The 24,658-nt window shown below is 67.5% G+C and carries 23 protein-coding genes and 1 pseudogene; 9 read left to right on the top strand and 15 right to left on the bottom strand.

The window, feature by feature from the left end:
- Positions 1 to 6 precede the first annotated feature (6 nt).
- From JW364_RS12425 to JW364_RS12405, 5 genes are all read left to right on the top strand, one after another.
- A complete protein-coding gene (locus tag JW364_RS12425) occupies positions 7 to 1,536 on the top strand; it encodes a long-chain fatty acid--CoA ligase (RefSeq protein WP_205333793.1) in 1,530 nt (509 codons plus the stop codon).
- 129 nt (positions 1,537 to 1,665) lie between these two features.
- Positions 1,666 to 2,295 carry a TetR/AcrR family transcriptional regulator gene (locus JW364_RS12420; protein WP_205333792.1) on the top strand — a complete coding sequence of 210 codons (630 nt, stop codon included), beginning with the start codon at positions 1,666 to 1,668 and terminating at the stop codon, positions 2,293 to 2,295.
- A 90-nt stretch (positions 2,296 to 2,385) separates the two neighbouring features.
- A complete protein-coding gene (locus tag JW364_RS12415) occupies positions 2,386 to 2,859 on the top strand; it encodes a MarR family winged helix-turn-helix transcriptional regulator (RefSeq protein ID WP_205333791.1) in 474 nt (157 codons plus the stop codon).
- Positions 2,860 to 2,916: 57 nt separating this feature from the next.
- Entirely contained in the window at positions 2,917 to 4,203 is a 1,287-nt protein-coding gene (locus tag JW364_RS12410) for an MFS transporter (RefSeq protein WP_205333790.1), read from the top strand.
- A 404-nt stretch (positions 4,204 to 4,607) separates the two neighbouring features.
- Positions 4,608 to 5,294, top strand: a complete 687-nt coding sequence (locus tag JW364_RS12405) for an EthD domain-containing protein (RefSeq protein WP_205333789.1) — start codon at positions 4,608 to 4,610, stop codon at positions 5,292 to 5,294.
- A gap of 9 nt (positions 5,295 to 5,303) precedes the next feature.
- On the opposite strand, the gene JW364_RS12400 is transcribed toward JW364_RS12405, so the two are convergent.
- From JW364_RS12400 to JW364_RS12340, 13 genes are all read right to left on the bottom strand, one after another.
- Entirely contained in the window at positions 5,304 to 5,951 is a 648-nt protein-coding gene (locus JW364_RS12400; RefSeq protein ID WP_374100822.1) for a helix-turn-helix domain-containing protein, read from the bottom strand.
- Between the two features lie 94 nt (positions 5,952 to 6,045).
- Positions 6,046 to 7,236, bottom strand: a complete 1,191-nt coding sequence (locus tag JW364_RS12395) for an FAD-binding oxidoreductase (protein ID WP_205333788.1) — start codon at positions 7,234 to 7,236, stop codon at positions 6,046 to 6,048.
- The gene (locus JW364_RS12390) at positions 7,233 to 8,564 is read right to left on the bottom strand and encodes an FMN-binding glutamate synthase family protein (RefSeq protein WP_137809192.1); all 1,332 of its coding nucleotides are present in this window, start codon (positions 8,562 to 8,564) and stop codon (positions 7,233 to 7,235) included. Before JW364_RS12390 ends, JW364_RS12395 begins: the two co-directional genes overlap by 4 nt.
- A 179-nt stretch (positions 8,565 to 8,743) precedes the next feature.
- A complete protein-coding gene (locus JW364_RS12385; protein WP_205333787.1) occupies positions 8,744 to 9,502 on the bottom strand; it encodes a protein glxC in 759 nt (252 codons plus the stop codon).
- Positions 9,490 to 10,386: a glutamine amidotransferase gene (locus tag JW364_RS12380; protein ID WP_205333786.1), complete on the bottom strand. Its 897-nt coding sequence runs from the start codon at positions 10,384 to 10,386 to the stop codon at positions 9,490 to 9,492. Before JW364_RS12380 ends, JW364_RS12385 begins: the two co-directional genes overlap by 13 nt.
- Before the next feature lie 64 nt (positions 10,387 to 10,450).
- Complete coding sequence (gene glnT, locus JW364_RS12375; RefSeq protein WP_374100821.1) at positions 10,451 to 11,809, bottom strand: type III glutamate--ammonia ligase; 1,359 nt, start codon at positions 11,807 to 11,809, stop codon at positions 10,451 to 10,453.
- A 226-nt stretch (positions 11,810 to 12,035) separates the two neighbouring features.
- Entirely contained in the window at positions 12,036 to 13,406 is a 1,371-nt protein-coding gene (locus tag JW364_RS12370; protein ID WP_065631120.1) for an ammonium transporter, read from the bottom strand.
- Between the two features lie 56 nt (positions 13,407 to 13,462).
- Positions 13,463 to 14,473 carry a DUF3445 domain-containing protein gene (locus JW364_RS12365; protein WP_165629345.1) on the bottom strand — a complete coding sequence of 337 codons (1,011 nt, stop codon included), beginning with the start codon at positions 14,471 to 14,473 and terminating at the stop codon, positions 13,463 to 13,465.
- On the bottom strand, positions 14,470 to 15,468 hold the full coding sequence (locus JW364_RS12360; RefSeq protein ID WP_065631121.1) for a PDR/VanB family oxidoreductase: 999 nt from the start codon (positions 15,466 to 15,468) through the stop codon (positions 14,470 to 14,472). Before JW364_RS12360 ends, JW364_RS12365 begins: the two co-directional genes overlap by 4 nt.
- Positions 15,465 to 16,997, bottom strand: a complete 1,533-nt coding sequence (locus JW364_RS12355) for a DUF3445 domain-containing protein (RefSeq protein WP_205333785.1) — start codon at positions 16,995 to 16,997, stop codon at positions 15,465 to 15,467. Before JW364_RS12355 ends, JW364_RS12360 begins: the two co-directional genes overlap by 4 nt.
- Positions 16,994 to 17,995: a PDR/VanB family oxidoreductase gene (locus JW364_RS12350; protein ID WP_205333784.1), complete on the bottom strand. Its 1,002-nt coding sequence runs from the start codon at positions 17,993 to 17,995 to the stop codon at positions 16,994 to 16,996. Before JW364_RS12350 ends, JW364_RS12355 begins: the two co-directional genes overlap by 4 nt.
- Positions 17,992 to 18,576 (bottom strand): dimethylamine monooxygenase subunit DmmA family protein, encoded by a 585-nt coding sequence (locus JW364_RS12345; RefSeq protein ID WP_159371727.1) that lies wholly within the window; start codon positions 18,574 to 18,576, stop codon positions 17,992 to 17,994. Before JW364_RS12345 ends, JW364_RS12350 begins: the two co-directional genes overlap by 4 nt.
- Positions 18,577 to 18,585: 9 nt before the next feature.
- Positions 18,586 to 18,969: an ethanolamine utilization protein gene (locus JW364_RS12340; RefSeq protein WP_205333783.1), complete on the bottom strand. Its 384-nt coding sequence runs from the start codon at positions 18,967 to 18,969 to the stop codon at positions 18,586 to 18,588.
- Between the two features lie 554 nt (positions 18,970 to 19,523).
- On the opposite strand from JW364_RS12340, the gene JW364_RS12335 reads away from it, so the two are divergent.
- Positions 19,524 to 19,814, top strand: a complete 291-nt coding sequence (locus JW364_RS12335) for a WhiB family transcriptional regulator (RefSeq protein WP_137809188.1) — start codon at positions 19,524 to 19,526, stop codon at positions 19,812 to 19,814.
- Positions 19,815 to 19,939: 125 nt separating this feature from the next.
- Positions 19,940 to 20,272, top strand: coding sequence for a hypothetical protein (locus JW364_RS12330; RefSeq protein ID WP_205333782.1), 333 nt, complete (start codon positions 19,940 to 19,942; stop codon positions 20,270 to 20,272).
- Positions 20,273 to 20,297: 25 nt separating this feature from the next.
- Here the strand turns inward: JW364_RS12330 and JW364_RS12325 are convergent.
- Positions 20,298 to 21,772, bottom strand: a pseudogene (locus JW364_RS12325) (MDR family MFS transporter).
- A 122-nt stretch (positions 21,773 to 21,894) separates the two neighbouring features.
- Here JW364_RS12325 and JW364_RS12320 point away from each other — a divergent pair.
- The gene (locus JW364_RS12320) at positions 21,895 to 22,518 is read left to right on the top strand and encodes a TetR family transcriptional regulator (protein ID WP_065631127.1); all 624 of its coding nucleotides are present in this window, start codon (positions 21,895 to 21,897) and stop codon (positions 22,516 to 22,518) included.
- Here JW364_RS12320 and JW364_RS12315 read toward each other — a convergent pair.
- Positions 22,515 to 23,855, bottom strand: coding sequence for an amylo-alpha-1,6-glucosidase (locus JW364_RS12315; RefSeq protein ID WP_058252975.1), 1,341 nt, complete (start codon positions 23,853 to 23,855; stop codon positions 22,515 to 22,517). The two genes, JW364_RS12320 and JW364_RS12315, sit on opposite strands and share 4 nt — an antisense overlap.
- 85 nt (positions 23,856 to 23,940) lie before the next feature.
- On the opposite strand from JW364_RS12315, the gene JW364_RS12310 reads away from it, so the two are divergent.
- On the top strand, positions 23,941 to 24,621 hold the full coding sequence (locus tag JW364_RS12310) for an SDR family oxidoreductase (protein ID WP_205333781.1): 681 nt from the start codon (positions 23,941 to 23,943) through the stop codon (positions 24,619 to 24,621).
- Positions 24,622 to 24,658: the final 37 nt, after the last annotated feature.

The raw sequence follows: 24,658 nt of genomic DNA, 5'->3' as shown, positions 1-24,658 counted from the left end.
GACGACATGCGACTCTCGGAGTACCTCGACAAGGGCGCCTCGCTGGGGCGCGACGCGCCGTGCCTCACCGCCGGCGGGGTCACCTCGACCTACGGCGAGGTCCAGGATCGGTCCACCGCCATCGCGGGCGCGTTGCAGCACAACGGGATCGAGGCCGGCGACCGGGTCGCCGTCCTGTCGGCCAACGATCCGCTGGCCCTGACATGCGTCTTCGGCATCTCGCGTGCGGGTGCCGTGTGGTGCCCGGTCAATCCGCGTAACGAGGCCGAGGAGAACCGACAGCTGTTCGAACTCTTCGGGTGCCGGCTGCTGTTCTTCCAGGCGAAGTTCGCCGGCCTGATCGAGAAGATCAAAGATCAGCTCCCGCAATTGGACCGGTTGATCTGTCTGGACGGCGACGTCGACTGGGCGACGCCGTTCGACGGCTGGCTCGACGAACATCGGGCCGAACCGGACGAACGCCGACGACCAGATGGCGGTCTGTGCATGCTCGCCGGTACCGGCGGGACGACCGGCCGACCGAAGGGGGTGCGACTCACCGAGGACAACATGATGACCTCGACGGCACTGGCGTTGATGAGCTACCCGTTCGGTGAGCGCCCCCGGTATCTGGCGCTCGCCCCGCTGACCCATTCGGCGGGGGTGCTGACATTCCCCATCCTCAGCCTCGGCGGTGAGGTCGTGATCATGCCGGCACCTGACATCGGGGAGTTCCTGGCGCTGATCGAGCGGCATCGCATCACCCACGCCTTCCTGCCGCCGACGGTGATCTACGGGGTGCTCGACCATCCCGACCTCGACAGTCGGGATCTGAGCTCGCTGCGATGTCTGTGGTACGGCGCGGCGCCGATGTCGCCCACGCGGCTGGAAGAAGCACTGACGCGTATCGGCCCGGTGCTCGGCCAGTTGTTCGGGCAGACGGAGGCACCGAACATGATCGCCACCCTCGCGCCCGCCGAGCACTTCCACGACGACGGGTCGATGGCCACCGAGCGGTTCGGATCGGCCGGTCGGCCGACACCGCTGACCACGGTCGCGATCATGGCCGAGGACGGGTCGCTGCTGAGTCGTGGCGAGCGCGGCGAGATCGTCGTCCGGGGACCACTCGTGATGGACGGATATCACGAGAACCCAACGGCCACCGCCGAAGTGAGCGCGCACGGCTGGCATCACACCGGCGACATCGGCTACCTCGACGACGACGGCTACCTCTTCGTCGTCGACCGCGCCAAGGACATGATCATCACCGGCGGGTTCAACGTGTATTCGGCCGAGGTGGAACAGGCATTGCTGGCCCATCCGGCGGTGAAGGACTCGGCCGTCATCGGGCTGCCCGATCCCAAATGGGGCGAACGAGTGACGGCCGCCGTCGAACTGCGTGCGGGGCACGACGCCGACACCGAGGAGCTCATCGCCTTCGTCAAGGAACGGATCGGCAGCGTCAAGGCGCCGAAAGAGATCGAGATCTGGACCGAACTGCCGCGGTCCAAGGTCGGCAAGATCCTGAAGACCGAGGTCCGGGGTGCATTCAGCTGACCGCATCGAGGCCTCACCGGTGCCCGCCCGGCCGGCGCCGACAAGCGTCGAACTCGGCCGGGTGGGTACACTCGGGTCTCGAACTCCATCACTCCCCGAGCAAGGGAATCCCCCGGCAAGGACCGCGAGATGACACAGGTCGTCGACCGACAGGCCCGCATCGAGGCCCGCGCACGAGACAAGTTCCAGGCCAAGCGCGACGAGCTGGCCATGGCGACTCTGACGACGCTGGCCGAACTGGGGTACGCGCGGACGAGCCTGCGCGAGATCGCGCAGAACTCCGAGTACTCGCACGGGGTGTTGCACTACTACTTCACCGACAAGCTCGACCTCATCGCCCACGCGGTCCGGCAGTACGAGGCCGTCTGCGTCACCCGCTACGACGAGGTCGTGGCCCACGCGGTGACCGCGGATCAGTTGCGCGACGAGTTCGCCGACACCTTCTTCGCAGGCATGCGTTCCGAGGCAGCCATTCATCGGCTCTGGTACGACCTGCGAAATCAGAGCATGTTCGACGACTCCTTCCGCGCGGACGTGATCGAGATCGAGCGCCGGCGCGAAGAGATGATCTGGCGCGTGGTGGAGAAATTCTGCGAGTTGTCGGGGACGCAGCCCGCGGTGACACCGGCGGTCGCCTACATCGCGCTCGACGGCATCTTCCAGCGCGGACTGCTCAGCGAGATCGACGGCCGGCCCGACGGCGTCGCGACCGCCCGCGAGGACCTGATCGCCTTCTTCGGAGTCGTGGGGCACCACTGACCGTCTGACGAATCGAGCCGCACATTCGTGCGCAGCGTCACAGGCCCCTGCCCTAATACTTCGAACCCCTAAGTATTAGACTCTCTAAACGTGTCCGCTTCCGACCCCGCCCAGCTCGCCCAGACCCTGCGGCCGACGATCACCAGGCTGTACCTGGCCCTTCGTCGTCGCGCACCCTCGGTCGAGCTGACCGCGGCGCAGACGTCCGCCCTGAGCGTCCTCGCCGATCACGGGCCGATGCGGATGGGTAAATTCGCCACCCGCGAATCCATCCGCATGCCGACAGCGACGTCGGTGATCGACGGACTCACCAAGCACGACCTGGTCGAACGCAGACCTGATCCAGACGACCGCCGAGCCGTGCTCGTCGGCCTCACCGACCACGGGCGCACCCTCGTGCGGCAGATCCGCGAGGAGCGGGACGTCATCCTGACCGGTGCGCTCGCCGCGCTCGACGATCAGCAGCGCGAAGCCATCGCCGCGGCCGGACCGGCCCTGCAGGCCCTGCGCGACCAGCTCGACAATCACCCGGTATCGCACCCCGCCCGCCCGGCGAGTGCGTGAGCGGCCCGGTCGCGGTTCGACACCGCCGGCCGTCCGCCTGATCTGGCAGAGGAATTCATGACCGTCACCGAACACACCCCGGGCGACACCGCCGCGGTTGCGCGCGAAACCACCGCAACCGAACCGTCGATGCTCGCCTCCCTGCGTGCCCAACCGCGCGCGGTGTGGATCACCGCCTTCGCCGCCGTCATCGCCTTCATGGGCATCGGCCTCGTCGATCCGATCCTGCACAGCATCGCCGAAGCGCTGAACGCCCCACCGGAGAAGCTCACGCTCCTGTTCGGTGTCTACGTCGGCGTCCAGTGCGTCGCGATGCTGCTGACCGGTTGGGCCGCATACCGTTTCGGGCCGCGACGCACACTCACCGTCGGGCTGGGACTCATCGTCGTCGCCGCCGGCGTCTCGGCCTTCGCCGACAATATCGACCAGCTCATCGCCTACCGGGTGATCTGGGGTCTCGGCAACGCGTTGTTCCTCGCCACCGCACTGGCTTTCATCGTCCAATCGGCGGTCGGCAACCGCAACAGCGCCATCATGATGTACGAGGCCGCCCTGGGCATCGGACTGGCCGTCGGACCGCTCCTGGGTGCGACGCTCGGTGAATGGACCTGGCGCGCACCGTTTGCCGGTACCGCCCTGCTGATGCTGGCCGGAGCCATCCTGTGCGCGTTCATGCTTCCCGCCGACGGACCGCGGTCCGAACGAGTGCGGGTCCGGATCGTCGACCCGATCAAGGTCCTACGCAACCGCACCCTGTTCGTCACGTCCGTGGGTTCTGCCTTCTACACCGGCGCCCTCTTCACCGTGATCGCCTGGGCTCCGATCGCGATGGGCCTGCGACCCATCTACGCCGGACTCGTCTTCTTCGGCTGGGGTCTGCTCACCGCGGTCGCCGGAGTCTTCGTCGCGCCGCTGCTCGCTCGGGTCGTCGGTGAGAAGGCCGGTGTCATGGTTGCCATCTCGACATACGGACTCGTCATGGTTCTGGCCGGGATCGGCACGTTCACCGGACAGATCTGGCTGATCGGCCTGGCCGTCATCCTCTCGGGCTTCCCCTCGGGCGTGCTCAACACCCTCTTCACCGACGTCGCGATGTCGGCCGTCGGCGGCGACACCCCGCGCTCGGTCTCGAGTGCCGGGTTCAGCTTCCTCCGCTGGATGGGCGCCGCGATCGCGGCCGTGCTAGTCGCCTACCTCGCCAAGTGGACCGGCTCGGAGGCGACACCGTGGTGGTTCGCCACCGGATACTGCGTCGTGGCCCTCGGCGCGGTGTCGTTGGCCAAGGTCGCCCACGACCGCAAGGTCGCCGACGACGCCGCCCTCATCGGCGCCGAGGAGTTCTGAGGTTCGCGCACACGCGGCTTCACGCTCCCTGAGCACAGGCGCAAGGAGCACGGCCCCCTCCCGCTCCCCGAGGTGCGACGAGCGCGACGCCTCCGCTCCCTGAGGAGCGGCCGGACGGCCGTCGTGGACCACCGAGCGAACACTCCTGGGCGCCCGAATTCTATGCTCCCTGAGGTGCGAGCGAAGCGAGCCACGAAGGGCTCCGCAACGTGTCTCACCAGGCCCTTCGTGGCTCGTCGCTATCGCTCCTCGCACCTCAGGGAGCAGGGGGCTGTCGCTATCGCTCCTCACAGCTCAGGGAGCAGGGGGCTGTCGCTTGCGCTCCCCACAGCTCAGGGAGCAAAAGCGCGGATGGATCTGCGAATCGGTGACCGTCGCGCGGATCGCCCGGTACCGTCCGCGGGATGACGGATTCCAAGGTGATCGTCGCCATCCGGGGCGACGGGCGCAGCCGCACCGCTGCCGACGATCTCGTCGACCGCTGTGCGGCAGCGGGGGCATCGCGCGTGCAGGTCAACCTCAGCGACGACGCGGTCTCCGGGGCCATGCGCATCGACGAACTCGACCCGCCCATCGTCGCGGTGCTGTCCTTCTGGGCGCCCGGTTCCGGACCCGTCCTGGCCGCCGTCGATGCCGCGATCGACGGTCCGATCGCCGCCTGGGAGGTCACCGCGCGGGCACCGCTGGCTCCGGACCTGCCCGCCGACGGGACGCGGGTCGACGCGCTGTCCAACGTCGCGTTCCTGCGTCGCCCCGACGAACTCGACCGCGACGAGTGGCTTCGTCGGTGGCTCGACGACCACACCCAGGTCGCGATCGACACCCAGGCCACGTTCGGTTACGTCCAGAACATCGTCGAACGACCGTTGACCGAGGACACCCCGCCGGTCGCGGCCATCGTCGAGGAACTGTTCCCGATGGCGGCGGTCAGCGACATCCACGCGTTCTACGGAAGCGGCGGTGATCAGCGGGAACTCGAGCGTCGGATGACCCTGATGCTCGAGAGCGTGTCCCGCTTCGGCGCGGACCGCCATCTCGACGTGGTGCCGACATCGCGCTACGACTTCGACCTCAGCCGGTCGCGAACCTGAATCGAGCTGTCACACGGCCGAATCCGGGAACGCGATCACCGACAGGAAGCGCACCGGCAGCTCGACGAGTTCGACGGGTCCATGCGCGCCCTCGCCGTCGAGCTGTAGCGAGTCGCCCGGGTGCATCCGGTACACCGAGCGACTGTGGGCGTAGTCCATCACGCCCTCGAGGACGTACAGGAACTCGGTTCCCGCATGCTGGAACAACGGCTGGGTCACCGACTTCTCCGTCAAGGTGACGAGGAGACATTCCAGGCGTTTGTGCTCACCGCGCAGCGACCCGAGCAGCTCGTACTCGTGACCCTCCCGGGACCCCTCGCGCACGATCTCCGAGCCCTCGCCCGCTTTGACGAACACCGCCGACCGCTCCATCTCGGCGCCGCGGAACAGCGAGGTGACCGACACGTCGAAGCCGTTGGCCAGGCGAGCGAGCGTGCTGAGACTGCACGAGGTCTGGGCGTTCTCGATCTTCGACAGCATCGCCTTGGAGATGCCGACGCGAGTGGCCATGTCCCCCACCGACAGTCCCTGCTGACGTCGCAGGCGCCGCACGTTGTGCGCGATCGCCGTCTCGAGCTCCAGCTCCTCGACCGACTGGTCGACAGGTCTCTCTCGCGCGGTGCCGGACTGATTCCGGATCAATGGGTCGTCCGTCACGCCGCCAGCATAGTGAGAAACAACGTTTCCTGACAGTTGACACACGATTCCACCCTTGTCGACGGCCACGGCCTCGGATCATCCGGCGTCCCGGTCAGCGCATCTCGCCGGCTCCCACATACGGGAAGCGCGTCGTCAGCAGGTCGCCTTCGGCGAACCGCGTGAACCGGAAGTCCGACTCCGGAATACGCGGGTCCGCGCTGCGTCCGTCGACGACGAGGTCGGCGATCAACCGGCCGACCGCCGGCGAGATCTTGAACCCATGGCCGCTGAACCCGGCCGCCAGGACGAGCCCGTCCAGTGGTCCGCGGGAGATGATCGGATTCCAGTCGGGTGTGACGTCGTAGCACCCGGCGTAGCTCGTGGTGATGGCCGGATCGGTGAACCCGGGGAACCGGGTGCCGACCTTGTCGACGGTGAGGTCGATGAAGTCCGAGTCCGCGCGGTTCCGGTAGTCGTCGGGATTCGCTATGTCGAGCGCCGCGAGATCGCTGTTGCCGAACAGAATCTCGCCCCGGACGTCCGGTCGGACGTACTGCAGCGACACCAGATCGGAGAAGACCGGCACCTCGCCGAGGTCCTCACCGGGGTGAATCATCACGATCTGTTCGCGGTGCACCTCGATCGGGATGTCGACCCCGTAGGGCGCGAGGAACGGTTTGGACCAGACACCGGTGGCGACGACCACGGTGTCCGCGGAGATCGTCGAACCGTCCGCGAGTCGGACTCCCGTCACCCGGTCGGCGTCGCCGATCAGGCCGGCGACGTTGGTGCCCTGACGAATTCGGATTCCTGTTGCCCGCGCCGAGGCCGCGAAGGCCTGCGCGGTCTGATACGCGTCCCCGTAGCCGCCGCGCTCTTCCCAACCGAAGGCCGCGAAGGGTTCGAGGTCGGCGGTGGGCCACATCGCGGCGACATCGGCGGCGTCGATCTCCTCGGTCTGCACGCCGACCGCACGTTGCGCCGCGAGGCTCTTGCGCATGTTCTCGACATTCGGCTCGCCGACGCCGACGACATATCCGGTCTGACGGAATCCGATGTCGGAGCCGAAAATCTCCTCCGCCTTCTCGAAGACCTCGAGTCCGACCGCGGCCATCGCCGCCAGCGAACCGACGCCGTAGTGGCACCGCACGATTCCCGAAGACTTGCCCGTCATCCCGCCGCCGACGGTGTCCCGCTCGCAGACGATCACATCGGTGATGCCGCGTTGTCCCAAGGCCCAGGCGGCCGCCACGCCCTCGAGGCCGCCACCGACGATGACGACCGAGGCGGTCTCGGTGCTCACAGGCCCGCCCCCGGAATCCAACTCGTCCCGGCGAGCGGAACGCGGGCCATCGCCGACGCCTCGATCGAGATGGCGACGAGATCTTCGGGCTCCAGATGCTGCAGGTGCGCTTTGCCGCACGCACGGGCGATCGTCTGGGCCTCCATCGTCATCACGCGCAAGAAGTTCGCCAGGCGCTTTCCGCCGAGGACTGGGTCGAAACGCGCCGAGAGTTCCGGGTCCTGCGTGCTGATGCCCGCGGGATCACGCCCGTCCTGGAAGTCGTCGTAGAAACCGGCTGCCGATCCCAGCGCCTCGTACTCCGCGGCGTATCGGGGATCGTTGTCGCCCAACGCGATCAGCGCAGCGGTGCCGATGGCGACGGCGTCGGCACCGAGGGCCATCGCCTTCGCGACATCGGCGCCGTTGCGGATTCCGCCCGACACGATGAGTTGGACCTCCCTATGAACGCCCAACTCCTGCAGGGCCTGCACCGCCTGCGGGATGGCAGCGAGGGTCGGGATGCCGACGTGTTCGATGAAGACGTCCTGGGTCGCTGCCGTTCCGCCCTGCATGCCGTCGACCACGACGACGTCGGCGCCGGAATGCACCGCGAGTTTCACGTCGTAATACGTGCGGGTGGCGCCGACCTTCACATAGATCGGCTTCTCCCAGTCGGTGATCTCGCGCAACTCGCTGATCTTGATCGCCAGGTCGTCCGGTCCGGTCCAGTCGGGGTGACGGCACGCGCTGCGCTGGTCGATACCCTGTGGCAAGGTCCGCATCCCAGCCACGCGTTCGGAGATCTTCTGTCCCAGCAGCATTCCCCCGCCGCCCGGTTTGGCACCCTGACCGAGCACGATCTCGATCGCGTCGGCCTTGCGCAGGTCGTCGGGGTTCATCCCGTATCGCGACGGAAGGTATTGGTAGACGAGGTGTTTGGACTGACCCCGCTCTTCGGGCGTCATCCCGCCGTCACCGGTGGTGGTGGAGGTACCGACCTCCGAGGCGCCGCGCCCCAGCGCTTCCTTCGCCCCGGCCGACAGCGCGCCGAAGCTCATCCCGGCGATCGTCACCGGGGTGGAGAGATGCAACGGGTACTTCGCATTTCGCGAGCCGAGGACGACGTCGGTGTCGCAGCGCTCGCGATAACCCTCGAGGGGGTAGCGGGACATCGACGCGCCGAGGAACAGCAGATCGTCGAAGTGCGGCAGCTTGCGCTTGGCGCCCCAGCCACGGATGTCGTAGATGCCGGTCTCGGCCGCGCGCTGGATCGCGGCGATGGTGGTGCGGTCGAACGTGGCCGACTCGCGCAGGCCGCGCTGTTCGACGCTCAGGTTGTCGGTCATGGTGGTTCTCTTTCGTCGTGTGGTTGTGCGACGTTGCGGCCCTTCGTGGCTCGTCGCTAACGCTCCTCGCACCTCAGGGAGCAGGTGGTCGGCCGCGCTAACGCTCCTCGCACCTCAGGGAGCGGGGGGTTGCGTGTCCTCCGCAAGCTCCGGGCGCTCCTCAGGGAGCGGAGGACGGCTCAGTACGCGGAGGTGTTGTCGACCTTGAAGTGGTAGAGCTCGCGGGCAGAGCCGTAGCGGGTGTAGTCGCGGGGGTCGTCGTCGCCGAAACCGGCGGCCTTGAGCAATCCGGCCAGTTCCTCGAGGTGCTCGGCGCGCATCGGTTTGGCGATGCAATCGGCACCCAGCGAGGCGACCTCGCCGCGCACGTAGATGCGGGTCTCATAGATCGAGTCACCGAGACCGTCGCCGGCGTCCCCGCGGACGACCAGACGCCCCGCCTGCGCCATGAAAGCGCTGTTGTGGCCGACGTTTCCACCGACGACGATGTCGACGCCCTTCATCGAGATGCCGCAGCGCGCCGCGGCATCACCCTCGACGACGAGGAGCCCGCCGTGGGCGGTGGCGCCGGCCGACTGGGAGGCGTTGCCCTTCACGATCACACTGCCGCTCATCATGTTCTCGGCGACGCCGGTTCCGGCGTTTCCGTTGATCGTGACCTCGGCCTGCTGATTCATGCCGGCCGCGTAGTAGCCGACATGTCCGTTGATCGTGATCTTCACCGGGAGGTTGACGCCCGCGGCCACGCTGTGGGCTCCGGCCGGGTTGTCGATGACGATCTCGCCGGAGATGTCCCCGTGCAGCATCGAATTGATCTCGCGCAACGGGGTTTCGGCGAGGTCGAAGGTGTGATTGGGGTTCATCGTCTCAGCTTTCGCCGTGTCGTTCGAGGCGGGAACGGGAGGGGTGGAGGGAAACTCGGCGGTCATCGAGTCCATGCGTAGACGACCTCCGGCTCGGGCTCCCAGATGCGGGCGTTCTCCACGCCGGGCAGTTTGGCCAGTGCGCGGTACTCACTCGCCATCGCCACCCAGTCGTCGGTCTCGGCGATCACGGCCGGTTTGCATGCGATGGCGTCACGGACCACCGCGAACGAATCGCGATTCGACACCAGCAACGTGTAGAAACCGTCGAAGTTCGCGCAGACCTCTTTCAGTGCTGTTTCCACGTCCTTGCCCGCCGCAAGCTGGTGTGCGACGAAGCGCGCCCCCACCTCCGTGTCGTTCTCACTGTCGAACTCCACTCCGGCAGCGCGCAGTTCACGCCGGATGGTCGCGTGATTCGCAAACGAACCGTTGTGGACCAGGCACTGTTCGGGGCCGACCGCAAACGGATGTGCGCCCGAGGAGGTGACCGCCGATTCGGTCGCCATCCGGGTGTGCCCGACGCCCTGCCATCCCGACGCCGCGGCCAGGCCCCAGGATTCGGTCAGGTCACGGGGTGCGCCGACGCCCTTGAGGACGGTCAGGTCCGACCCGAAACCGGCCACCAGGGCCTGCGGGTATGCGGCCCGGGCGGCGGCCAGCAGCTCCTCGGCCGGCGCGGGGGCGGAGGCCACCAGCGTCACGTCGATCGTCTGTGCGGCGACCGGCACGCCGAGGGCCGCACCCAGCGTCGTGGACACCTCGTCGGGAAGAACGTCGAGTTCGAGGAGGGAGATGCAGCCGTGTCCGGGCGGTGCCCACGTGGGGTTGCCGTAGACGGCGATACCCGCCGAATCCGCGCCACGGTCTTGCATCTCGCCGAGCATCCCGGCGAGCATCTCGCCCAACCGGGGGTGAAGGTCAGGGTTGCGCAGGTGCAGCCCGACGATTCCGCACATGATCAGTTCCTTACGTCGATCGATGAATCTCGTTGAGAGATCTTGTGTTCTGGGGGAAGGACGGTCAGAACGCCGTCAGGTACTTGTCGACCTCCCACGGCGTGACCGCCGCGTGCCAGTCGAAGAACTCGTCGCGTTTGAGTCCGGCGAAGTATGCCGAGACCCGCTGCTCGTCCTCGGGCCAGTCCTCGGGAAGCGCGGCGTCGAGCGTGCCGGCGACGACCCCGTCGGCCTCCAGCGCCTCCACCGCGTGCAGGAGGGTGAGCGGGAGTTCGGCGATGTGGCCGGGGCAGTTGCCGACGGCGCCCGGGTCCAGACTCCGCTTGATGCCGTCGAGTCCCGCACCGAGCAGCGCGGCGACGGCCAGGTACGGATTCGCCGACCCGTCACCGCCACGGAGCTCCACGCGCTGCTCATCGGGCACCCGGATGTAGTGGGTGCGGTCGTTGCCGCCGTAGGTCGCCCGCCGCGGAGCCCAGGACGCACCCGAGCGCGTCGCCGTCGCACCGGTTCGCTTGTAGGAGTTGACCGTCGGTGCGATCACGGCTTGGAGCGCGGGTGCGTGTTCCAGAATCCCACCGATGAACCCGTACGCCGTCTCCGACAACCCCAGTCCTCGCTCGTCGTCGGTGACCTGCGGGAACACCGGGTCGCCCGCCTGCGTAAGGGACAGGTGGAAGTGCAGACCCGACCCGGTGCGCTCTGCGAAGGGTTTCGGCATGAAGGTCGCGATCATGCCCTTCTCCGCAGCCAGGGCGGAGAGCAGGTACCGGAGCGTGACGACGCGGTCGGCGGTCGTGAGCGCGTCGGAGTAGGCGAAGTTCTGCTCGAACTGGCCGTTCCCGTCCTCGTGGTCGTTGGCGTAGTTGCTCCAGCCGAGTTGGTTCATCGCGGTGGACACGGTGGTGAGGTGGTCGTACATCCGGGTGAGACCGCGGACGTCGTAGCACGGCTGGTCGGAATCATCGGCGGCGTCGGCGGTCACCAGCGAGCCGTCGGCGGCCCGTTTCAGGAGGAAGTACTCGACCTCGGCCCCGACCCACGGCTCGAAACCCGCGTCCGCGGTCTGCGCGATGAGCGCCTTGAGGATGTTCCGGGGCGCGAACGGCCACGGCTTGCCCTCGACATGGGGATCACACTGGACGACCGCGAGGCCCTCCTTGATGAACGGGATGGGCAGGAAGGACCGGACATCGGGGATAGCGATGAGATCGGGATCCTTCGGCTCCTGGCCGATCGCGCCGACCGCATATCCGGCGAAACCTACGCCCTCGGTGGCCAATTCGTCCACCGCTTCCACCGGCACCAGTTTGGCGCAGGGCTTGCCGCGGAGGTCGACGAACATCGCGAGGATGAACTTGGTGCCGTGCGTCGAGCAGAGATCGGCGAGTTCGCCGGTCGTTGTCTCGGTGGTTGTCATCATGTGCTCCGGGGTCGACTCTAAGGGCTTTCGTTCCGCATGTCCACTCGCGTGAACCATTGTCTACTATTAGTAGACCTGGTGGATGTTTCGTCCCTGTTTCGACTCCGTGAGCGGTGGGTGTCAATCTGTCCGGCAACGTTTTCCACGTCCTCGGACGCACAGCGCTCGGGGGCCCACCGTCGAACGGTGAACCCCCGAGCAGTTGCCAACCGATGACCGGTATGGATCAGACCCCGGCCGGTGGCGCCGAGGCCGGAGTCGACGGCGGCATCGCCTCCTCCACCTTGTCCGCGGCGCGGGCCGGCGACATGGTCGCGAGTCCGCCGGCGTGACCGACCGAGGCGGCGGGGATCTCGTACGCCGTCTCCGCGTGGACCGCGGTGTCGAGGCCGACCATCTCGGTCTCCTCGTCGACGCGCATGCCGATGAGCTTGTCGAGTCCCTTGGCGATCAGCCAGGTCATCACGAACGAGTACGTGCAGGTGATGACGATGCCGGCGAGCTCACGCCAGACGATGTCCACCGGACCGCCGAACAAGATCCCCTGGACACCGGCCGGCGCGGCCTCGGTGGCGAAGAGCACGATGCAGATGGTTCCGACGATCCCGCCGATGCCGTGCACGGCGAAGGCATCCAGCGTCTCGTCGATCTTGAGCTTGCTCTTGAAGCTCAGCAGGAACGCCACGACCGCCGCGGCGAAGATGCCCACGAGCAGCGCACCGAGCGGTGCCATGCTGCTGGCCGCGGGGGTGATCCCGACGAGGCCCGCGACGGTGCCGGTGATCATGCCGAGCGAGGTGACGTGCCCCTCGCGCCACTTCTCGATGATCGCGAACCCGATCATGCCCGCCGAACCGGCCAGCAGTGTGTTCAGGATGACGGCCTGCGCGAGGAAGTTGGCGCCGAGCGCGCAACTGCCGTTGAACCCGAACCAGCCGAAGAACAGGATGCCGCCGCCCATGATCGTCATCGGCACGTTGTGCGGGCGCTCCATCCGCCGCTTGCGCGCACCGAGCACCACCGCGAGGGCAAGGGCCGCGACACCGGCATTCATGTGGACGGCGGTGCCGCCTGCGTAGTCGACGATCTCGAGATCGTTCAGCAGGAAACCGCCGCTGTAGTTGTCGTCGACGTCGGCCGCGAAGACCCAGTGGGCGACCGGGAAGTACACCACGATGAGCCAGATCGGCGCGAAGACCAGCCACGCCGAGAACTTCATCCGGCCCGCCGCGCCGCTGGCGACGATCGCGATCGTGATGGCCGCGAACAGGATGAACCAGGCTGCGAAGTAGAGCGTCTGGGTGGCGCCGGAAGCGTCGTCGGTGAGCCAGTTGGTCAGGCCGATGTAGTCGGTCGGGTTGCCGATGAGGCCCCACCCGCCCACCGACGGACCGGACACCAGGCCGTGCCCGATCACGACGTACAGGACCGCCGTGATCGCCAGGGTGGACATGACCATCGTCATGATGTTGAGGACGTTCTTCGATCCGACCATGCCTCCGTAGAAGAAGGCCAGGCCCGGGAACATCAGCAGGACGAAGACGAAGGCCGCCAGCATCCATGCCAGGTCGGCATTGGCGGCGAGTATGGGTTCCATGAGCGATCTTTCGGTTCTGGGACTCTACGAGAAGTCGGGTGTTACGGGACCAGGGCTCACGGGCGACTTTGACCGCGGAGGTATGCGACGACGTTGTCGCGATAGTCGAGAAAACCCTTGTAGGCGGCGATGTCCTCGCCGAGCGTCTCGATGACGGTCGCCAATTGACCGGCCCACTCGGGTATGCGCTTCACGTCCTCGAGCGAGGCCATGAATGTCCGGATATTGAACGTCACCGCACCCGACATCGGCAACCGGACGAAGTGTTCCAGCTCGATGCGCAGTCGCGCGCGACCGAAATCGCCGTCGGCGATCATGCCCGCGACGTCGGCCGCCCACTCCGGCAGCTCCTCGAGGCTGACGTCGAGTTTGTGGGAGTCCGACGCCGACAGCGTCCAGTTCACCCTGCGGTACACCTGGTCTGCGGGTAGCCTCCGCAGGAACTGTTCGGCGCGGGCGACGATGCCTTCGCGGAGCATGCGGGGAACGGGCGCGTGGATCTCGTACATGTCCATCCCGACGTCGAAGGACACCGACCACGCGGCGGCGAAGGTGACCACGCCGGCGTCGAAGTACAGGTGCCCGTCGCGTTCGGTGACGAGCAGCAGGTCGTCGGGTACCTCACGCGCCAGGAATTCCATGGGGCCGTAGGGAAGGGTGGCCGGATCACCCAGGACGAACTCCTGATCCGTACCCAGAAGCCGGTTGCACCAACGGAATCGACCGTCAGCGTGTTCGGTGAGCTCCATCGCCGCGGGGTAGGCGTGACCGAGATCGCGCAGGTAGTACAACAGCAGATCCCAGGAGGCCAGTTCCATCCCCGGGCGCACACGGACGCGTGTCGGATCGGCGTCGAGGATCCGCCGTCGCTCGGCCATGATCTCCGGATACTCGGCGCCGCCGAGATCGACGAGGTGCCTGCCCCATTCGCCGGCCCGGGTCGGACGCGGGATGCGTGCCGGTTCGACGTTCACGCTGTAGGAGAACTCCTCCATTTCGTCCGGAAACGGCCACGGCAGGTTCGCCAGGTGGTCGACCCGACGGGTCGGGAACGATTCGATGCTCACAGGTCCACCTCGATGTCCTGACCGCGCGAGACACAACACAGCATGGCGTCGCCCACGGTCTTCTCGTCGTCGGTCAGTACGAAGTCGCGGTGCTCGATTCGGCCGCTTCGCACCGGGATTCGGCATTCGCCGCACACGCCTTGGCGGCACAGACTCGGCACCGGGACGCCGTTGTCGAGCAACCGCTGCAGCAGCGACACACCCGGTGGCACGTCGATGCGGAGGCCCGAAGACGCCACCGTCACGGTGAAGGGATCGCCGGGATCCTGTTCGGGGGCGGTGAAACGTTCGAGATGTACTCGCGCGCTGGGCCATCCGGCGTCCTCCGCGAGCCGCGTGTACGCCTCCAGGAGTGACGTGGGACCACAGGCATAGGCGTGCGTTCCGAGCGGCTGCGCCCGCAATCGCTCAGCGATCACCCGCATGGTGGCCGCGGCCCCGGACACCTCGTGCAGCGTCACGGAGGGTTGCATGGCGAGCGCCCGCAGGTCCTCGGTGTGCGCACCGCATCCACGCCGATAGGAGTAGACGATGTCGGCCCGACGCCCGTCCCGAGCGAGGGCACGGGCGTGCGACAGCACCGGAGTGACCCCGATTCCGCCCGCGATCAGCAATGCGCCGCGCTGATCGAGCACCGGCGGGAACATCGAACGCGGACCCTCGATCTCGATGACGGCATCGACGACGAGGTTGTCGTGCAACCAATCCGAACCACCGCCCGCACCACGTCGCAACACCGAGATGCCGTAGCTGGTCGGGTACATCCCGTCGTCGACGAGCGAGTAGGCATTCCGCTGTCCGCCGGCCGAGATGATGAGATGGCTGCCCGGCTGGTACGCGGTCAGGACCGCGTGGGCGTCGTCGACGGGGCCGAACCGGAAATGCGTGACCTCGTCCGTGAGTTGTCGCACGGACATGACACGCATCGGTCGCGGACCGGTGGCATAGGCCGGATGAAGGTGGGCCGGGTACTGCCCTACGGCGACCGCGGTCATTCGTCGCCGCCGACCGCAGAGGCCAGGAAGCTGCCCATCACCGGTGAATGGTGTTCGTGCACCTCGAGATCCCGAGCGCAACCGGGGCACGCGACGACGCCGCCGACAACGGCCTCGGCGCGAAAGGTCTCGCGGCAATGCGCGCAGTAGAGCGGTAGGTCGCGGGTGTGCGTGACATAGCACGACAGTTCGGCCGCCACCGCCCCCGCGTTACGCGCCATGGCGAGTGCCGTCATGACGTCGTACTGCCCGCCGGTGACCAGGACTCGGGTACCGGTGCGGCACTCGTCCAGAGCAGACTGCAACGCCGATCTGTCGACCGCGTCGCCCAGTGAGTCCAGGACCACCAACCGCGTCCCTCCGGCGGCCTCGGCGGCCGCCACCCAGTTCCGTGACACGTGCGCGGCTGCCGGATCGTCGCCGATCGCCACCACGAGGAACGCCGCCCCGGTGGTGTCGACGGCCGGGGGCGAGGCGGGCCACCGCGGCATGCCGGCCCCGGTGGTCTCCTGCGTCGCCGGTGCGGCCGCGCGCAGCCACTGCGCCGCACGATCCCGGAACTTGATGATGCCCTTGTAATCGGCCATGTCACCGGGCAATTCGGCCAACACCTCCGCGGTGCGTCGGCGCCAGACCTCGACGGTGGCGAGTTGCTCGAGCGGAAGCATGTACGTCCGGATGAGGAACATCACCGCACCCGAATCCGGCAGCCGGATGAGGTGTTGCACTTCGACGCGGAGGTGTACCCGCCTGCCGAACTCGTCGTCGGGGACCTGTTGGATGACCTCCCGGTCCGGTCCCCACTTGTGATAGATCTCGGTCGAGACGTCGAGCCTGCGGTCGATCGTCAACGTCCAGTTGGTTCGTCGATACGGCTGATGAGGTTGGAGGCGCTTGAGGAACTCGTGCGCACGGGTGATGACGCCTTCGGGGTGGATGCGCGGCACCGGTCCGTGGATCTCGAGGAAGCTCATCCCGACGTCGAACCCGAAACTCCAATCGGCCGCGAAGGTGACGACCCCGGCATCGACGTGGAGTTGCCCATTGCGCTGATCCAGAAGGGCGATGTCCTCCTGGACCTGAGAGCTGATGTAGCGCAACGGTTCCTCGGGAAGTGACGCCGGGTCACCGTATCGGAAGTGTTGCTCGATCCCGAGGATTTCGTTGTGCCACAACCAGGTGTCGGGTCCGGTCGACGCGAGCCGGAACCCGGGACAGGTCGCGGCGAGCTCACCCATGACGGTCAACATCGCGTCCCACGCGGCCGGGACCATATGCGGCAACACAGCATGGCGGGTGGGATCGGCGGCCAGGATCACCGCGCGCTGATCGATCTCGGTGCGGTACTCCGAATCGATGTCGACAACCGACGTCCCCCACTCGCCGGCCGCCGTGGTCACCGGGGTCCGGGCCGGCTCGACATTCGTGCTGTAACGATAGCGGTCCTCGGGGAACGGGAACGGGAAGCCCGCGAGGAGATCTGGCGCGACCGTCGTCGTCGCTCCGCCCGGGTCGAGAGTGTCTGTCACAGGGGAACCTCCAGGGTGCTGGCGGCCGAAGCGCGCGAGACGCACGGCATGATGGCGTTGCCCGCGTCCTTCTCCTCGGGGGTGAGGTAGAGATCGCGGTGGACCGGGATACCGCCGGCGAGCGGGATGCGGCACTCACCGCACACGCCTTGCCGGCAGAGATTCGGCACGACGATGCCCTCGTTCTCGAGAGCCTCGAGCATGCTCGTCCCCGCCGGTACATCGACCGTCCGCCCGGAAGCGGTCAGCTCCACACGGAAGGGGTCGCCGGCGTCGAGAGCGTCGATCCCGAACCGCTCGAGATGAATCCGCGATTCCGGCCAGCCGGCGTCCACCGCCGCAGCAGTGACCGCGTCGATCATCGCCGCCGGACCGCATACGTACAGGTGGGTACCGATCGGCTGGGTACGCAGGGTCTGTGCGAGGCGATCGGCGAAAGAGTGCCGGTCGGTGAACAGTTCGGCACGGGGTCCGGCGAGTGCGGTGACCTCGTCGAGGTGGGCGGCCGCCGAATCACGGAAGACATACAGCAGTTGCACATCCCGGCGCCAGCGAGCCGCCGACCGAAGGTGGGACATCATCGGCGTGATCCCGATCCCGCCGGCGATCAGGAGATGTTTACGCGCCCGGGCGACCGGAGCGAACGCGCTGCGCGGCAACCCCACCGACACCGTTGCGCCGACCTCGAGTTCGTCGTGCAACCAACGCGATCCGCCCTTGCCGTCATCGAGTCGGAGCACCGAGATCGAGTAGTGCAACGGATGCGCGCCGTCGCCGGTCAGGCTGTAGGCGTTGGTGAAGGCACCCCCGTGCACGACGACGTGACTGCCCGGGATGTAACCGGGCAGCACGTTGCCGCCGGGGTCGGAAAAGGTGATCGCGCGGATGTCTCGGGCGGGGGCGTCGACAGCCGTGACGACGAGTTCCAGCGTCGTCGCGCCGGCTCCGGGACGCACGACGGACTCGGGGCTGCTCATGTCGGCCACTCCGGTGTTCATGAGGGATCCTTCGTGAGGGTGGGTACCTCGCCTGGTCCGGTTCCCGGACAGGCCGACTGGGCGGTCTCGGCGTCGGCCATGAAACCCAGATATTGTCCGGTTCGACGCGAGACGTGGTGGTACACGAGCAGGTCGCGACGGCAACCGACGCACCCGACGATGTCATCGACGGCCGCGGCCGCGCGGGTGACCGATCGGCAGTGTGCGCAGAAGATCTGCACGACCGACTGCGGCGCGGAAGTCACCGGGACGACGGCGATCTCGTCGTCCTCGAGTCCGGCACCGAGCGCGACCGCGCGCAGTGTCAGTGCCGATCCAGGCTCCGCTGCTATCCAGACTCGCACGCCGACAACGGCTTCGGCGAGGGTGCTGCCGAGCTGGGCGGCGACCGAGTCGGTATCCCCGTGGATACGTGTGGTGGCACGCGGAGGTAGTGATGACTCCCAGCGAGCCAGGGTCTCGGCGACATCCCCGACACCGACCAGCACGTACGAGTTGCCGGTCGGTGGGGGCGTCGTCGCCTCGATCGGTACGCCTGGACGTGCCCACGTCGGCACGCTGGAGAAGTCGATCTGCGACATGGCAGCGACTCAGAGGAGGGTGGCGTCGCGCAACCCGGTGTAGAAGGCGAGCGCGTAGTCGGGGGTGCTGAAGTAGATCTTGGACCCCTTCGGGAAGAAGATCGCGTCCTTGGCCTTGGCCACGGTCTTCTGCCCGGTCTCCCTGTTCTCCAGGAGGAACTCGCCTTCGAGCACGACCTTCATCTTGTCGTATTCGTACTCGTAGTACAGCGGCTCGTCGGTGTGGCGCAGCTCGAAGTACCCGCTGCACATGGGGCTTCCGTCCGGGTTCTCGTAGACGTCTCCGATGAAGCCCTCGGTGCCCGGGTACTCCGCCTCGGGCATCTTCGGCAGATCCTCGTATCCGCCGCTGGTCACGCGGAACTCCAGGGCCTTGGCACTCTCGATGGTCACGATGCTCCTTCACAGGTTCGATCTGGGCGTACTCGCGGGCGGCGGTACGTCGACGACATCCGGGGTCCGCGACCCATCGGCGCGACTCCCCGTAGTGGACTTTGTCCCCTGTTATGAAACAAGCGTCGTGTTTCGTAGGTGTGACGGCACTGTAATGGCGTGCTACGGAACCGGCCCGTCCCGGACAGGGTGATCGGTCGGGCACGCAGACATCGACCCGCAGGTGCGCACCGTTTCGGCCCCTGGTCGGTCGGGTACCGCGGTCGGCAAGCCGGTTCCGCCGCATGCGAGCGACCCGGCCCAGGCGCCCGGTTGAGAACCCAGCCGGGCGCCGTCTCATGACTCGACTCCGCGGGCCTGCTCGGCACGACTGCGACCGCGCCGCAACGTGATTCGCGATCAGTGTTGCACCTTCGACCAGACTCTGACAACATACGTTCTCAGTTTGATCGGAGGGATCAATGGGCCATCGGCGTCAGTGGGTGACGGTTGCCGGCGCAACCAGCACGACAGGTCGTGCACGAAGTGCGCGCGATGTCGGCGGAGTGCCTGACATGCGACCCACGTGTACCTCGAACCCGGACGCCTGGTTCCCAGAGCAGGCCGCCGGTGCCCGGAGCCTGGCCAATCGGCACGCTGTCGACGGGTGCGTCCGCTGTCCGATCCGTTCGCGCTGCGCCCGCCTCGCCCTCGACGATCCGACTCACCTGACCGGGATCTGGGCGGGTGTCTACGTGCCGCCGCCGGGCAACCAGCACCGGGCCCGTACCCATGCACTGAATCGACTGCAATCCATCGGCTTTCCGCACGCGCACCCGAACGAAGAGCACCGGACGACGGCCTGACCCGACGATGCGGTGGCACTCGCACACGACATCGGCCCGGGTGCGGCGACTACCTGAGAGGTAGTGGCTCTCACGATGTCTGACGCCGACACTAGGATCACGACGATCCGCAGAGGAGGTGTCCGATGACCGACCGACCGACCGCCGTCGGCAGAAGACCCGCTGCTCTCCTCGCGCCCACGGGCTCGAGTCCGCGGTGGCTGACCGCGGTCATGCGGTGCGACCGCGCCCTGTCCTCGTGGTTCATCGGGGCGGGCTTCTTCTTCGCGCCGGTCTCGTTGATCCTCGACCCGTGGCCTGCCGCTGTCGTGATCGCCTGGGTGGCGATCTCGGTGTCCGGGCTATGGCTCGGTCTGCTCGGCGTCTTCATGGCCGCCGGCTTGGCGCAGGTGCTGCGCGCCGGCGACGAGATCCCCGACGAGTTCTGGTCCGGTCTGCTGGATTACCGGACCCGGTGAGCCGGCCGGGCCGACGGTCGAGCGGCTAGGCCGACTCGGCGGCCCGGGCCGCCGGCGCACCCGTTCGGCCACGGACGAGCGCGGCCGCTGCGATGAGCACGAGTGACAGGCAGGCCGCGACGACGAAGGCCAGGTGAATGCCGTCGGCCCCCGCCTGCAGCGGCTTCACCCCGTCGTCGATGGCCGACTGTGTACCCCGGGACATCAGCGTGATGAACAGCGCGGTGCCTGCCGCTCCCGCGACCTGCTGGATGGTGCTGACGGTCGCGCTGCCGTGCGAGTACAGCTCGGGACTCAGCAATCCCAGCGCTGAGGTCATGAGCGGCGTCAGACCGAAAGCGATACCAGCACTGAGGATCACGTGAGCCGCGATCACCATGCCCAACGACGACCCGGCGTCGAGCGTGGTGAGCAGCCACGTGCCGGCACTGACGGCCAAGGTGCCCGGTAGCACCAGTGGTCGTGCACCGACCTTGTCGAACAATGCACCGACGAAGGGCGCCAGCAGACCCATCACCAGGCCACCGGGCAGGAGCACGAGGCCGGTGGTCAGGACGTCCTTGCCCATCACGTTCTGTAGGAAAAGGGGAAGCAGGATGAGCGCGCCGAAGAGCGTCAGCATGAACCCGGCCATCAGCACGACGGCCAAGCGGAACGGTGCGATCGCGAAGGTCCGCAGGTCGAGCAGTGCCAAGCCGCGGTCGGCGAGTTTGAGCTGTCGCACGACGAACAACGCGAGCGCGACGGCGCCGATGACGAGTGGCACCCACGGTGGGATCGGGGCGTGCCCACCCGCCGACTCCCCGATGCTGCTGAGACCGTAGACGACACCGCCGAAGCCGAGAGCCGACAACGGGACCGAGATGAGGTCGAGCTGCGCGGGCCGACGTTCGGTGACGTTGCGGACGAACACCCCGCCGAGGATCAGCGCACCGATCGCGATGGGCAGCACGATCCAGAACATGGCTCGCCAACTGAGGGATTGCAGGATCAGGCCGGACACCGTCGGACCGACGGCCGGCGCGACGGCGATGACGATGGAGACCAGTCCCATCGTGCGGCCACGATTCTGCTCCGGGACGACGTTCAGGATCGTCGTCATCAGCAGCGGGACCATGAGCGCGGTGCCGGACGCCTGCACCACGCGGGCGACGATCAGGAGTTCGAAGCCCGGCGCGAGGGCGGCGGCGAGGGTGCCGATCGTGAACAACGTCATCGCCGCGATGTAGATCGACCGCAGGGTGAATCGCTGCATCGGTAGCCGGTGATCGGGATGACGATCGCCATCGTCAGCAGGAACCCGCTGGTGAGCCATTGCGCGGTGGCGGCGGTGATCTCGAGGTCGGCCATCAGGGTGGGCAATGCGACGCTCAGGATCGTCTCGTTCAGGATCACCACGAAGGCCGCGACCAGCAGGACCCCGATGAGCAGCACGGCGCTGCGATCCGTGCCGGTGTCGGTGCGGTTGTCGGTGCCCGGGAGGGCGGCGTTCTCGGTCACTGTCGTTCTCTCATCGCTGTGGGGGTCCGGGTCGATCACACGGCGACGCTACCGGAAAGTGGCAGCGCCTGCCAGAGTGGCACCGACTGACATATCGGCGGGTCGACCGCTAGTCTCGACCCATGCCGGAACCCTCCGAGACCGGCGGGTTGCGGGCCCGCCGTCGAGATGCGACGCGCCTGGAGATCCACGAGGCCGCAGTGGAACTGTTCGAGCGCAACGGATTCGACGAGACGACGGTCGACGAGATCGCCGCTGCCGCCGGGGTCTCACCGCGCACGTTCTTCCGGTACTTCCCGACCAAGGAAGAGTGCGTGCTCTTCGACCGCTTCGGTTTCGACCAGGCACTCGACGACCATCTGGCCGGCATCGACCCCGATGCCCTGTCGCTCGCCGACATCGAGGGCGTCTACCGGCAGCTCCTGGAGGGGTTCGGTGATCGCAGCGACGACGTGTCCGCCCATTTCATGCGCGTGCAGAAACTCGTACTCGCGACACCCACCCTGAGCCGTGCCGCCCTCGGCCGCTACGCCGACAAGTCACGCCGACGGCCCGAGGCCCTCGGCGACCGCAGCTCGGCTCGGACGCGGGGCCAGCTCCGGATGATCCTGGAGATCGCCAATCTCGAGGTGCAGTGCGCCTTCGAGGAGTGGGTAGAGATCAACGAGCGTCCCGGGTCGTCGGGGACGCCCCGGCCGCTGGTGGACGTCTACGACGACGTGTGCCGTCGGATGCGGGAGCTCTAGTCGAGCCAGTCGAGCACCGACGCCGCGGTCCAGCTCTGCTGCATGCTGCCGAGCGGCTCCCCGGTGAACGGCTCGTAGTACTCGGCAAACGTCCCGTCGGTGGCTTGGCGAAGCCCTTCCTCGCGCAGGCGCGCCGACCGCTCGGTCCAGCCACGGCGGGCGAACGCCCAGCTGAAGAGCCAGGTCATCACCGGCCAGACGGGCCCGCGCCAGTACTCGCGCGGGCGGAAGTCGGCCGAGATCGGTGACGTCGACGGCGGGACCGCATACCGCAGATCCGGGTGGCCGCAGTACCGCGGACCGTCGAAGAGTCGCAGCAGCGCGCGTTCGCGGTCCCGGGAGAGGCCGCCGCACAGCAGCGGCGCGAACACCGCGATCGTCTCGGTGTTGATCCACGAGTTGGCTCGCAGGTCGAAATCCCTTGCGGCACCGTTCCGGTCGTTGGCGGCGGACACGACCCCGGCCCGGAATCGATCGGCCCACGCGCGGAGATCTCGGACATCCGACCGCGGTTTGGAGTAGTCCTCACCGATCGTCGCCAATACATCGCAGGCGACGGCGAAGATGGCGGAGACGAAGACGTCCTCGACGGCGAAGCTCATCACCTTCGGGAGCAGCGCGTCGTCGTAATTGGCGCGCTTCATCTGTTCGACCAGCCAGATGTAACGGTCGTACTCGAGGTCGGTGGGCCGCATCGAGAAATCGTCGACGTGATCGAGGTCGGCGCGCTGGTAAGGCGGAAGGTCGACCCCGGGGATCACGTTGGCGTACGCGGAATCCCAGCGTGGCGAGTTGTCCATCCCCGACTCCCAGCCGTGGAAGATAGTGATCCGCCCGCGCCCGTTGGGGTCTCGCGCGTGTGCCAGCCACCGGTGCCACCGCACCAGCGAACTCCATCGCCGGTCGATGAACTCGTTGGCGACGGCGCGCGTGGTGCGACCGTGGCGTCGGGAGTGGTCGAGGATCCGCTGCACCGCGATCGCATGCACCGGCGGCTGGGTGATACCGGACGTGTCGGGGAAGTCGGGCGCGCACTCGGCGAGGCGGGCGCACTCCCAGCGAGCCGGCCCCGGGAAGTAGCCGTCGCGGCCGTTCGCGAAGACGATGTGCGGAATCATCCCGTTGCGCCACTGCGCCGACAGCAGGGTGTCCATCTCGATGACGGCCCGCTCCACCGACAACGGCGCGAGACCGACCGTGACGAACGCCGCATCCCAGCTCCACATGTGCGGATACAACTTGGGCGCAGCGCTTGTCATCGTGCCCAGGTCATTGCCTCGAAGCAGGTACGCGGCACGTGCCGACAGCTGCGTTGGGGTGAATCCGTACCGGGCCACGTCGACGATTGTGCCCCGCGACGTCGGCGTCTGCTCATCGAGCCCGACGGGGCTGCCGCCCACGAATTCGCAGTAGGGTCGAGAGGTGCCCACCGCGTTGATCACCGGGGCGAGCCGCGGCCTCGGAGCCGAGATCGCCCGCCAGCTCGCGCCGACCCACGACCTCCTGCTCGGCGGACGCCCCTCCCCCGAACTCGATCGGCTGGCGACCGAACTCGACGGCGCGAGCACCTTCGCTGCCGATCTGACCGACTACGACGAGGTCGAGGCCGCCGTGGAGGCGATCACCGAACTCGACGTCCTCGTCCACAATGCGGGGGTGTCCAGCAGCCTCGAGCCCGTCGGCGAGACCCCCGTCGAGGAATGGCGTCATGTCCTCGAGGTGAATGTCGTCGCCGCTGCCGAACTGACGCGGTTGCTGCTCCCCGCGTTACGAGCGGCCGCCGGCCACGTCGTGTTCATCAACTCGGGCGCGGGACGTCGGGTCAACCCCGGATGGACCCCCTATGCAGCAAGCAAGTTCGCGGCGCGAGCGCTCGCCGACGGGTTGCGTGTCGAGGAACCGACCCTCCGGGTGACGTCCGTCTTCCCCGGCCGCATCGACACCGACATGCAGCGCGACATCGTCGCCATCGAAGGAGACGAGTACGACGGGTCGCGGTTCCTGCGTCCCGCGACCGTCGCCCGAGCAGTCGTGCACGCCATCTCCACCCCGGCCGACGCCCACCCCGAAGAAATCGTGCTGAGGCCGACGGGGCGGGGCTGACCCTTCCTGAGCGTCCGTATTCTCTGCTCCCTGAGGT

Origin of the sequence: Gordonia sp. BP-119 (genome assembly GCF_016924115.1) — a bacterium.
Lineage (GTDB): Bacteria > Actinomycetota > Actinomycetes > Mycobacteriales > Mycobacteriaceae > Gordonia > Gordonia hongkongensis.
This window is presented reverse-complemented; position numbering and strand designations above follow the sequence as displayed.

Bases quoted from the DNA above. Each gene is read 5' to 3' on its own strand.
- JW364_RS12335 (WP_137809188.1), top strand. From the start codon at position 19,524: ATGCGACCCACGTGTACCTCGAACCCGGACGCCTGGTTCCCAGAGCAG.
- JW364_RS12380 (WP_205333786.1), bottom strand. From the start codon at position 10,386: ATGTGCGGAATCGTCGGGCTGCACCTGCGCAACCCTGACCTTCACCCC.
- JW364_RS12385 (WP_205333787.1), bottom strand. From the start codon at position 9,502: ATGGACTCGATGACCGCCGAGTTTCCCTCCACCCCTCCCGTTCCCGCC.
- JW364_RS12345 (WP_159371727.1), bottom strand. From the start codon at position 18,576: ATGTCGCAGATCGACTTCTCCAGCGTGCCGACGTGGGCACGTCCAGGC.
- JW364_RS12420 (WP_205333792.1), top strand. From the start codon at position 1,666: ATGACACAGGTCGTCGACCGACAGGCCCGCATCGAGGCCCGCGCACGA.
- glnT (WP_374100821.1), bottom strand. From the start codon at position 11,809: ATGATGACAACCACCGAGACAACGACCGGCGAACTCGCCGATCTCTGC.
- JW364_RS12320 (WP_065631127.1), top strand. From the start codon at position 21,895: ATGCCGGAACCCTCCGAGACCGGCGGGTTGCGGGCCCGCCGTCGAGAT.
- JW364_RS12390 (WP_137809192.1), bottom strand. From the start codon at position 8,564: ATGACCGACAACCTGAGCGTCGAACAGCGCGGCCTGCGCGAGTCGGCC.
- JW364_RS12330 (WP_205333782.1), top strand. From the start codon at position 19,940: ATGACCGACCGACCGACCGCCGTCGGCAGAAGACCCGCTGCTCTCCTC.
- JW364_RS12360 (WP_065631121.1), bottom strand. From the start codon at position 15,468: ATGACCGCGGTCGCCGTAGGGCAGTACCCGGCCCACCTTCATCCGGCC.
- JW364_RS12410 (WP_205333790.1), top strand. From the start codon at position 2,917: ATGACCGTCACCGAACACACCCCGGGCGACACCGCCGCGGTTGCGCGC.
- JW364_RS12425 (WP_205333793.1), top strand. From the start codon at position 7: ATGCGACTCTCGGAGTACCTCGACAAGGGCGCCTCGCTGGGGCGCGAC.
- JW364_RS12370 (WP_065631120.1), bottom strand. From the start codon at position 13,406: ATGGAACCCATACTCGCCGCCAATGCCGACCTGGCATGGATGCTGGCG.
- JW364_RS12405 (WP_205333789.1), top strand. From the start codon at position 4,608: ATGACGGATTCCAAGGTGATCGTCGCCATCCGGGGCGACGGGCGCAGC.
- JW364_RS12350 (WP_205333784.1), bottom strand. From the start codon at position 17,995: ATGAACACCGGAGTGGCCGACATGAGCAGCCCCGAGTCCGTCGTGCGT.